Below are 9,769 nucleotides of genomic sequence, written 5' to 3'. Positions count from 1 at the left end.
CACGACGCTCTTCCGATCCCCCGCACCGATCGGTGCGGGGCCTTCCCGATGTTCGCGGGGTCCTCGACGGGACCGGGTGCGTGTTACTGCGGGAGAACAGCGCGGACGGCGTCGAGGATGCTGGGATCGATGTCGACACCGGCGTTCTGCAGTGCTTCGACGCCCTGCTCGAAACCGCTGACGAGGCTCTGCGCCTCGGCAGTGAGCGGCGAGTTCTCGGGGAGCTGCGGCACGACGCGCTCGGCGGTCGGGGCCGGGGTGCTCGCCTCGGGAGCGGTGGTGCTCGGGGCGCTGCGCTGCGTCGGGGCACTCGAGAGTCCGAGGCTCGACGAGCAGGACGGCCATGCGCCCCAGCCCTGGCCCTCGAGGACTCGCTCGGCGACGACGATCTGCTGCTCGCGGCTCGCCTGGTTGGCGGTGGCCGCGTACTCCTGGCCGCCGTAGGCGTTCCAGGTGCTCGGCGAGAACTGCAGGCCGCCCTGGTAGCCGTTTCCGGTGTTGATGGCCCAGTTGCCGCCCGACTCGCACTGCGCGAGGCGATCCCAGTCGGAGTCGGGGGCGGCGGTGGCGGTGCCGCTGAACGCGACGCCGGTGACGCCGAGGACTGCGCTGGTCAGTGCGAACTTCGCAACGGTGCGGCCGGTGTTGGTGGGCTTGCGGTGGCGTCCGGTCATGTCGGTTCCGTGTTCCTCTCCGTACGCGCCTACGAGGTCAGCTGTCGGGTTCGGACTGAAGAGGTAGTCCGGCCGTCGCGCTCGGTGAGCGGTCGGGCTTCACCCCAAGGCCTGCCGCGTGAGCGGCGGGCCGGGCCTCCGGGAAACTCCGGCGGGGCCGGCGCTTCCGTGGGAGACCGGTGGGTCCCCCGTTTCCTGTCCCTGTGGATCTCTTGTCGGGATACCGGGCTCCGCGGGACAGGAATTTGGCGCGGCGGGCCCGGGTCGGTCGGTCCTGGCGGTCCGACCGCAGATGACGGTAACGGGTCGGGGCGCCGAGTGTCACCAATTGATAACGCAACATCCGGAGGTCCCGGGCCGGTGGCCTCGCTGTACCGCGCAATGAACCCGCAGGTAGCCATACGTGCAGCACGTAAAAACCGGATCGAGCCCTTGTCGTTACCCCTCCGTTATGTGGTAAAGATCACATGTAGGTGGGGCGGGCATCCACCGGGACGATGTCCTTGCCGAGCGGCATCAGTGAGATCGGCACCATTTTCAGGTTCGCGATCGCGAGCGGGATGCCGATGATCGTGATCGCCATCGCGATCGCCGTCGTGATGTGTCCGATGGCCAGCCAGATCCCGGCGATGACGATCCAGATCACATTTCCGATCAGCGACCCGACCCCCGAGGTCGGCTTCTCGACCACCGTCTTCCCGAACGGCCACAGCGCGTACACGCCGATCCGGAACGCGGCGATCCCGAACGGAATGGTGATGATCAGGATGCAGCACACGATGCCGGCCACGAAGTAACCCAATGCCAGCCACAGTCCACCGAAGACCAGCCAGATGATGTTGAGGACGACCCTCATGAACCCGCACCCGTCTTCGCGCGCCGACCCGACTGCAGAGCGAAACCGATGGCCAGCGCGAAACCGAGCGGCCACGTCAGGGCGAGCAGGAACAGGGCCAGTCCCGGCTTGCCGTCGGTGAGGATCGGGGTCAGGAAGATCGCGACGACCGCGACGATTCCCACCGCGAAACACGCGAGTGCGGCCTTGAGGAGGAGGTTGCGCGGTGCGCGCGATGCATCCGAGGAAGAAGTACCCACGTCCCCACGGTAGTCCCCGGAGGTCCGGGTCGGCACGCGCGTCGGCCGGTGGGCACCGCCACCGGGGTATGATCGTGCGCATACGCGCGTCCCGATCGTCAGGGTTGGGGCGCGTTGTTTGCATGTGTCCACGTCGTGCCTCCGGCACGGCCGTCAGAAGCAGGTGAACGCGGTGCCGACCGGCAGGGTGAAATGGTACGACGTCGACAAGGGCTTCGGCTTCCTGTCCCAGGACGAGGGCGAAGACGTCTACGTGCGGGCAGCGGCCCTTCCCGAGGGGGTCGAGGGACTCAAGGCCGGTCAGCGCGTCGAGTTCGGGATGGCCGCCGGTCGTCGGGGGCCGCAGGCCCTCAACGTCACGTTGCTGGAACGACCGGGCCTGCGACAGGGCAACCGTCGTGAGGCGCCCGCCAAGGACCGTCGCACGCCCGACGAACTGCACGGCATGGTCGAGGACATGATCACGCTGCTCGAGGCCGCGGTCCAGCCCGACCTGCGGCGGGGGCGCTATCCCGACCGCAAGAACGGTCAGCGGATCTCCGAGCTCATGCGTGCGGTGGCCCGCGAACTGGACCACTGAACACTCGGCGCGCCGGTGGTGCAGCGCGCGACCGGGGCGTCGGCCGACGAAGGAGATGTGCCCGCCGGGATGGGTCCCGGCGGGCACACCTGTTCATCGACCCGGGTGGCGCCGCACTCAGAACGTCTGCAGACCCCACACGGCGTGCGCGATCGGCTCGCCCGCTTCGTCGACGACCGCCGACGGCAACTGCACCTCGATGCCGAGCAACTGGAGCGCCGGGTCGGCGGGAACGGTCACTGCGAGACGCTGCCCCGGCTCGAACATCAGGCCGTCGATGTACGTCCGGCCGGTGTCGACGTCCCCGTATACGGCGATCAGGCGCCACGGAGCGTCCGCGATGTCCGTCGGCAACGACAGCTGCAGCGGTTCGCCCGGGGGCACGTCCAACGTCGCCAGCGGATTCTCGATGCAGTCCTCCAGGTAGAGATTGCAGTGCTGCGTCGGTTCGACCGTCACCGACTTTCCGTACGCGTACGCGGTGATCTCGGGAAGCTTCCGGTCGGCGGAGCCGACGAGCTGGACCATCACCGCGACGAACGCCACCCCCACGATCAGCAGGGCCACCGCGATCACCGCGATGGTCTTCTTCGTCCGTGCCTGCAGGTTCATTCGCTCCCTTTTCGTGTCGATCGACCACCGCGGCGTCTCCGGCGCCACGCCGAGGTTTCGGTGGAGGCGTGTTCGGGCCTCCTGCCGCCCAGCCCGGGCAGCATCGTCCCCCCACGGTAGGTCAGGAGCGTCTGGGCGAATCCGAGAACCAGCACCACCGTCACCGCAGTGAAACCGATCCACAACTCCGTCGGCAGCAGGACCCCCATGGCGCCGCCCAGCACCCAGCTCAATTGCAGAACGGTCTCGGACCAGCCGAACCCGGACGCGATCGACTCCTCCGGCAGATCCTGTTGCAGCGACGCATCCAGAGACACCTTCGCCAGCGCGCTCGCACACGCCGCGACCATCGCCGCCGCGGCCGCCGCGAGAACGTTGTCGGTCGCCGCGACCACCGCCGCCACGATCACCGCTGCCGCCGCGCACCGCACCACGATCAACGCGGGCTTGCCCAGCGCCATGCGGGCCCCGGTGGCGTTGCCCGCGAAGTTGCCGATCGCCGCAGCCGCGCCGACCAGGCCGAGCATCGCGGCCTGCATGATCGGCGAATGATCGGTGGTGTTCTTCGCGACGAAGGCGATGAACAGTGTCAGGAACCCGGTGAGCACCCGGATGGTGCCGTTGCCCCACAGCCCGGTCACCACGGCCCGGCCCAGCGGCTGCCGGTCCCGCACCCCCGTCGGGATCACTTCGGTCTTCGTGTCCAGGATCTCGGTGCGTGCCTCCGAACCGTGGTACGACAGCGTCGTGGGCACCTCACCCTCGGTGACCTCCACCCACGCGGGGATCCGCATGCTCAGGTACGCACCGAACGCCGTGATCGCCGCACACAGCCACAGCGCGCCCGACGAACCGAACGCCCAGGCCGCGACGGCCGCGACCGCACCCGCACCGAGGGTGCCTCCCACCAGGCCGAAGACCGTCAGGCGGGAATTGACCCGCACCAGGTCGATCTCCGGTGGCAGCACGCGGGGTGTCACCGCGGATTTGAGCACCGAGAAGGACTTGCTCAGCACCATCATCGCCAGCGCCGCCGGATACAGGCCCCAGCTGTCGAAGTTGAACACCAACACCACCGCGAGCACCGTGCGCAACGCGAACGACGTCGCCAGCGCGATGCGGCGGCCACGTTGCAGACGGTCCAGCAGGGGCCCGATGAGCGGGGCGATCACCGCGAACGGCGCGATCGTGATGAGCAGGTACAGCGCGACCTTCGTCTTGTCCTCGCCGGTGGCGGCGGAGAAGAACAGCGTGTTGGCCAACGCGACGGCGATCGCGGCGTCCGACGCGAAGTTCGCCATCGTCGCGTACATCAGCGCGGTCAGCCCCGACTTGTCGGCGCCGTTCGCGGTCGCGGCACGCCGGAACGTCGCGATGCCCTTGTTGGTCAGTTCCCGTCCGCGCAGAGCCGCGACCCGCGTGACCGTCAGTTTGCGCGGCATCCGCGGCGCGCGGGGTGCGTCCCGCTCGTCGATCGACCGGTCGGCGGACGATCGGGACGCGGGCCGGGTCGTCTCCGCGCGTCCCGTGTCGTCGACCGGATGCAGCGGAGGCAGTGGTGTACGGCGCGCGGACACTCGCCGCGGCGGCGGATAGTTGCGGTACCCCGGATGCCGGGAACCCGGGGCACGGTCGTCCGCCTTGCCTGAGGCAGGTCGCTCGTCCCGTTCGCTCACGTCTCGATTCTTCCCCACCGGGTCGTCGACGTACACGCGGGCACACCGGGGTGTCGGTCACTGCACGAAACGGACCTCGAAGAGCACCGGCCAGTACTTGCCGGTGAGCAGGAAACGATCGGTTCCGGGGATGTGCGCGATGCCGTTGAGCACGTCGATGCCGGCGCGTTCGTCCGCCGGGATCCGCCCCGCGAGTTCCGCGGCGTCGACGACGGCCGTGACCCGACCGGACTCCGGGTCGATCCGCACGATCTCGTCGCTCTTCCACACGTTGGCGTACACCGCACCGTCGTCGGTGCATTCGAGTTCGTTCAACCGCGGAACCTCCCGGCCGCCGCGGCGCACCGTCACCCGCCCGATCTCCTCGAACGACCCGAGGTCACGGAAGACCAGGTCGGCGGATCCGTCGCTCATCACCAGCCGATCCGGCTGCGCACACAGCCCCCACCCCTCACCCGTGTACGACACGCGCCGCTGTTCCGTCAGGGAACCCCGGTCACGGGCGAAGGCGACGCCGTCGCGCCAGGTGAGCTGCCACACCGTGTCGCCCGCAACGGTGATGCCCTCACCGAACATGTCGCCCGGAAGGTCCACCCGCACCCGTTCGGAGCCGTCGACGAGGTTCCGCGCCGACACCCGCGACGCACCCTCGATCCCGGTGCCTTCCAGCAGTTCGCCGTCGTCGATCTCGAGGCCCTGGGTGAACGCCGACGAGTCGTGCGGGTGCGTCGTGACGACCTCCACCCGCAGGGTGTCCACCGTCGGGTCGTCGTCACCGGTGCCGGTGCACGAGGTGAGCGCGGCGGCGACCACGACGGTGCAGGACAGGGCGGTGGCGGTGGGCCTGCGACGGTGCATCACCACATCATCCGTGGCCGGGCGCCGCGCCCGCCCGTCGGTACGGCAGAATGGACACCGTGAGTGTTGTACCTCCTGCCGTCAGTCCGGGGAAGGACCCCTCGGTGGATCCGGCTGTGCGGCCGGTGCTCGCCGATGCGGTCGACCTCGCCCGGTCCGCGCTCGTCGACCTCCGTGAGGGGGGAGTCGGGGCCTACCTGGGGGTCACCTCCGAGGACGAGGTGTCCGCCACGCACCGCTTCGTCGCCGACCTACCCGGATACCACGGGTGGCAGTGGGCCGTGGTCGTGGCCGCGGCACCCGGATCCGAACACGTCACCGTGTCCGAATCGGTGCTGCTCCCCGGCCCGGAAGCACTCGTCGCGCCCGACTGGGTGCCGTGGAACGAGCGCATCCGACCCGGCGACCTCGGGCCGGGCGATCTGCTCGCCCCCGCACCCGACGACCCGCGGCTGGTCCCCGGCTACACCTCCTCCGGCGACCCCGACGTCGACGCCACCGCCGGTGAGATCGGCCTCGGACGCCGCCAGGTCATGAGCCTCGAGGGGCGCCTCGACGCCGCGCAACGCTGGCACGACGGCGACTACGGACCGGGCGCCGAGATGGCCAAGGCCGCACCCTCGACGTGCATGCTGTGCGGGTTCTACCTTCCCCTCGCGGGGTCGTTGCGCGCTGCGTTCGGGGTGTGCGGCAACGAATTCGCCGCCGACGGCCGCGTCGTGCACGCCGAGTACGGGTGCGGTGCCCACTCCGACACCACGCTGCCGACCGGCGCGGGTTCACCGCGGTTCGACGCGTACGACGACGCCGCCGTCGAGATCGTCACGCTTCCGGCGCCGGCCGCTGTCGAGGATGCCGCCGAGGGCACCGGGCTTTCCGCCGGGGACACGGTGGGTTCCGCCGAGGACACCGGGGACACCGACTCGGCGTCCACCGACTGACGTGACCGGACCCGGCACCGCCGACCCGTTCGACACCGCGGCGTTGCGCGCGGGACTGCTCACCGCGTGGCGATCGTCACCGACCCGTCTGCTCGAGGACACGAACTCCGAGGCCGATCTCGTACGGTCCGGGTACCGGGACCGGGTGCTCACCGAACTCGCCCAGAACGCGGCCGATGCCGCCGCCCGCACCGGCATCCCCGGCACGCTTCGGGTGTGGCGCGACGGGAGGCGGTTGCACGTCGCGAACACCGGTGCACCGCTCGACGCGACCGGTGTCGAGGCGCTCACCGCGCTGCGTGCCTCGGCGAAGACCGACGGGGTGGGCCGGTTCGGAGTCGGATTCACCGCGGTTCTCGCGATCTCCGACGACGTCGAGGTGCGGTCGACGACGGGATCCATCCGGTTCTCGGCCGCCGCGACCCGCGACGCACTCGCCGCGCACGAACTGCCCGCCCCGGAATCGGGTGCACCCGTCCTGCGGCTCGCGTGGCCGAGCACCACCCCGCCCGCGCCGGGCAGCGACACCGAGGTCGTGCTCGACCTGCGCGACGGGATCGACGCGCGGTCCCTGCTCGCCGACTTCCGCAGCGAAGCCGTCGACCTGCTCCTCGAACTACCCGCACTCGTCACCGTCGTCGTCGACGGTGACGAACTCACCCGCACCGAGCTCGACCTCGACTCGGGACTGAGGGAGATCCGTGTCGGAAACCAGCGTTGGTGGGAGCAGCGCGGCGCGTCGGCGCGGTGGCTCGTACCCGTCGTCGACGACCGGGTCGCGCCCGTGCAGCACGACGTGCTGCGCGCACCCACCCGCTCCGACGAGGAACTGTCGCTGCCCGCACTCGTGATCGGCGACGTCGCGATGCAGCCGGATCGGCGGCGCATCCTGCCCGGTACCCGCGTCGAGCACCTCGCCCACGGCTACGCCCGCTTCGTCGCCGCGATGCCTCCCGCCCGACGCGCCGACCTCGTGCCCGCCCCCGGATTCGCCCGCGGCGAGGTCGACGCGCGCCTGCGGGAGGCGGTCCTCGCCGACCTGCGTGCCCACCCCTGGCTACCGGCCGCCGACGGCGGTGACGACCTCCTGCCGGATCGTGCCGCACTGCTGCCCGGACTCGACGCCGCGCTGGCGACCGCGCTCACCGATGTCGTTCCCGGGCTGATCGATCCTCGTCTCGGCGGGACACGGCACGTCGCGGCGCTCACCGCGGCGGGGGTACACCGGATCGGACTCGCGCGGGTCGCGGAACTGCTCACCGGGCACGACCGGGAGCCGCGCTGGTGGTACCGGTTGTACGAGGCGCTCGCACCGCTCGTCACCGACCCCGTTGCTGCCGAGGAACTCGCGTCGCTGCCGGTCCCGTTGACGGATGGACGCACGGTCACCGGTCCCCGGACGACCGTGCTCGCCTCCGACGTGCGGGGCCTCGGCGACGCCTCCCTGCCGTGGGTGCGGCTCGTGCACCCGGAGGCGGCGCACCCGCTGCTCACCCGCCTCGGTGCGGGCACCGCCACCGCGGAGGATCTGCTCGCCGACCCCGCGCTCCTCGCCGCGGTCGACCGCGTGGACGGCGACGACCCGGACCCGGAGGGGGCCGCGCAGTTGGCCGACGTCGTGCTGCGGCTGGCCGCGCAGGTCGCGCCGTCGGCGGTGCCCCGCGAACTCGGTGCGTTGCCGCTGCCCGACGTCGACGGTGAACTCGTGCCGGCCGACGAGCTGCTCCTGCCCGGTGCGCCGCTCGCCGACGTGCTCGTCGACGACTCGCCGTTCGCGACGCTGTCCTCCGATCACGTCGACCGGTACGGCGTCGACGCACTGCGCGCCGTCGGCGTCGGCTGGGGGTTCACGGTGTTGGACGTCGAGATGCCCACCGGACCCGACCACGAGCTGCCCGACGAGGACGACTGGTGGGCCACCCTCGCCGACGACCCGGATGTGCTCGTCGCGGTGCGTGACCTCGATCTCGTCGCCGACGACCGGTGGCCGGAGGCCCTGTCCCTTCTCGCCGCGGACCCCGACACCGCCCCCGCCCTCGCCGACCGTGACGGATACACGGCGTGGTGGCTGCGTACCCACGCGGTGCTCGGTGACCAGCGCCTCGGACTGCTGCGTCACGCCGACGACGACGTCTTCGCCGGGTTGCTCGACCCCTGCACACACCCCGCCGCCGGAGTGTTCCGGCAGTGTCTGGCAAGCGACGTCGTCGACGATCCCGAGCTCGCCGAGCTGCTCCTCGACCGGCTCGGCGACCCCGACCGGGAGCCCGAACCCGCGCCCGTCGTCGCCGCGCACACCGCACTCGCCCGGGCCGCCGCGGGCGGCACCGTGGACACCGACGACCTCATCCTGCCGTCCGGTGTCCGCAGCCTCGCGGGCACCGTCGCCGACGCCGGCGACGCGCTCGTCGTCGACACCGCGTGGATCGGCGCTGCGGTGCCGGCGGATCGTGTCGTCGTCGGTGAACTCGCGGTCGCGGGTGCGCTCGCCGACCTGCTCGATCTGGCGCGGGCGTCGTCGGAGGTGCACGGCGAACCGGTGTCGGTGGGCAGGGCCACCACGTGGCGACGCGAACCGGCTGCCGTGCTCGCCGCCGCGAGCGCCGGGGTGCCGTTGCCCACGGCGCCGTTGACCGTGCACGGGCGTCTCGTGGTGCGGTGCTCGGGCGCGGTCGACGGGGACGTCGACGTGCCGTGGTGGACGGACGGCTCCGGGACCGTGCACTGCAGTCCCGCCGGTCTGGCCGTTGCGGTCGTGGCCCTCGCGCATCCGTGAACCTCGACGACGCGACTCTCGACGCGGTGGTGCAGATCCGCACGCCGCTGCTCACCGACGTCGTCGTCGCGGCCACCCACCTGGGCGGGGCGGTCGCGACCACTGCGGTCGCCGTCGTCGCGGCCCTCGCGTTGCTGCGTGCGTCGCGTCCGGTCGACGCGATGTTCGTCGGTGGCGCGATGCTCACCGTGTGGCCGGTGATGACGCTGCTCAAGAACGTCGTCGGGCGGCCTCGTCCACCGATGCCGGAGCGTCTGCTGGATCTGCAGACCCTGTCGTTCCCGTCGGGTCATGCGATGACGACTGCGGCACTGGCTACGGTGCTCGCGGTCGTCGCGTGGCGGACGTGGCCGCCCGGTGATCGTCGACGTGCGGTCGCGGTGTCGGTCGCTGCCGGGTACACGATCGCGGTGGGACTGTCGCGCGTGTATCTGGCGGCGCACTGGCTCACCGACGTTCTCGTGGGCTGGGGTCTCGGGGTCCTGTGGGCGTTGCTGTGGGTGCGTTCGATCACGTCCCCCCGTGCGCCTTTCTGGTAGCTCCGGCTACCAGAAAGG

General features: G+C 71.1%; 10 protein-coding genes and 1 riboswitch. Of the genes, 4 read left to right on the top strand and 6 right to left on the bottom strand.

Annotated features, from left to right (window positions below; all coding sequences use genetic code 11):
- Positions 1 to 83: 83 nt before the first annotated feature.
- From LDQ05_RS18320 to LDQ05_RS18310, 3 genes are all read right to left on the bottom strand, one after another.
- Complete coding sequence (locus LDQ05_RS18320; protein ID WP_226438386.1) at positions 84 to 674, bottom strand: resuscitation-promoting factor Rpf1 domain-containing protein; 591 nt, start codon at positions 672 to 674, stop codon at positions 84 to 86.
- Between the two features lie 10 nt (positions 675 to 684).
- Positions 685 to 812: riboswitch (cyclic di-AMP (ydaO/yuaA leader) on the bottom strand.
- A 325-nt stretch (positions 813 to 1,137) separates the two neighbouring features.
- On the bottom strand, positions 1,138 to 1,530 hold the full coding sequence (locus tag LDQ05_RS18315; protein ID WP_226438385.1) for a YccF domain-containing protein: 393 nt from the start codon (positions 1,528 to 1,530) through the stop codon (positions 1,138 to 1,140).
- Positions 1,527 to 1,769, bottom strand: coding sequence for a hypothetical protein (locus LDQ05_RS18310; protein WP_226438384.1), 243 nt, complete (start codon positions 1,767 to 1,769; stop codon positions 1,527 to 1,529). Before LDQ05_RS18310 ends, LDQ05_RS18315 begins: the two co-directional genes overlap by 4 nt.
- A gap of 172 nt (positions 1,770 to 1,941) precedes the next feature.
- Here LDQ05_RS18310 and LDQ05_RS18305 point away from each other — a divergent pair, with 172 nt between their 5' ends.
- Positions 1,942 to 2,349 (top strand): cold-shock protein, encoded by a 408-nt coding sequence (locus LDQ05_RS18305; protein ID WP_226438383.1) that lies wholly within the window; start codon positions 1,942 to 1,944, stop codon positions 2,347 to 2,349.
- A gap of 117 nt (positions 2,350 to 2,466) precedes the next feature.
- Here the strand turns inward: LDQ05_RS18305 and LDQ05_RS18300 are convergent, their stop codons facing one another.
- Genes LDQ05_RS18300 through LDQ05_RS18290 form a run of 3 tightly spaced genes read right to left on the bottom strand, consistent with a single transcriptional unit; the run spans position 2,467 to position 5,495 of the window.
- On the bottom strand, positions 2,467 to 2,961 hold the full coding sequence (locus tag LDQ05_RS18300; RefSeq protein ID WP_226438382.1) for a DUF2771 domain-containing protein: 495 nt from the start codon (positions 2,959 to 2,961) through the stop codon (positions 2,467 to 2,469).
- A complete protein-coding gene (locus tag LDQ05_RS18295) occupies positions 2,958 to 4,637 on the bottom strand; it encodes an MFS transporter (protein ID WP_226438381.1) in 1,680 nt (559 codons plus the stop codon). The genes LDQ05_RS18300 and LDQ05_RS18295 overlap by 4 nt, the downstream gene beginning before the upstream one ends.
- 57 nt (positions 4,638 to 4,694) lie before the next feature.
- A complete protein-coding gene (locus LDQ05_RS18290; protein WP_226438380.1) occupies positions 4,695 to 5,495 on the bottom strand; it encodes a glutaminyl-peptide cyclotransferase in 801 nt (266 codons plus the stop codon).
- Positions 5,496 to 5,545: 50 nt separating this feature from the next.
- Here LDQ05_RS18290 and LDQ05_RS18285 point away from each other — a divergent pair, with 50 nt between their 5' ends.
- From LDQ05_RS18285 to LDQ05_RS18275, 3 genes are read left to right on the top strand one after another with little or no spacing between them, the layout of a single operon-like run.
- Positions 5,546 to 6,436, top strand: coding sequence for a DUF3027 domain-containing protein (locus LDQ05_RS18285; protein ID WP_226438379.1), 891 nt, complete (start codon positions 5,546 to 5,548; stop codon positions 6,434 to 6,436).
- A gap of 1 nt (position 6,437) precedes the next feature.
- Positions 6,438 to 9,212, top strand: a complete 2,775-nt coding sequence (locus tag LDQ05_RS18280) for a sacsin N-terminal ATP-binding-like domain-containing protein (RefSeq protein ID WP_226438378.1) — start codon at positions 6,438 to 6,440, stop codon at positions 9,210 to 9,212.
- Positions 9,209 to 9,751, top strand: a complete 543-nt coding sequence (locus tag LDQ05_RS18275) for a phosphatase PAP2 family protein (protein ID WP_226438377.1) — start codon at positions 9,209 to 9,211, stop codon at positions 9,749 to 9,751. Before LDQ05_RS18280 ends, LDQ05_RS18275 begins: the two co-directional genes overlap by 4 nt.
- Positions 9,752 to 9,769: the final 18 nt, after the last annotated feature.

Source organism: Rhodococcus yananensis (assembly GCF_020515525.1).
Lineage (GTDB): Bacteria > Actinomycetota > Actinomycetes > Mycobacteriales > Mycobacteriaceae > Rhodococcus > Rhodococcus yananensis.
Note: the sequence above shows the minus strand (reverse complement) of the source record. Positions and strands in the feature narration are given on the sequence as shown.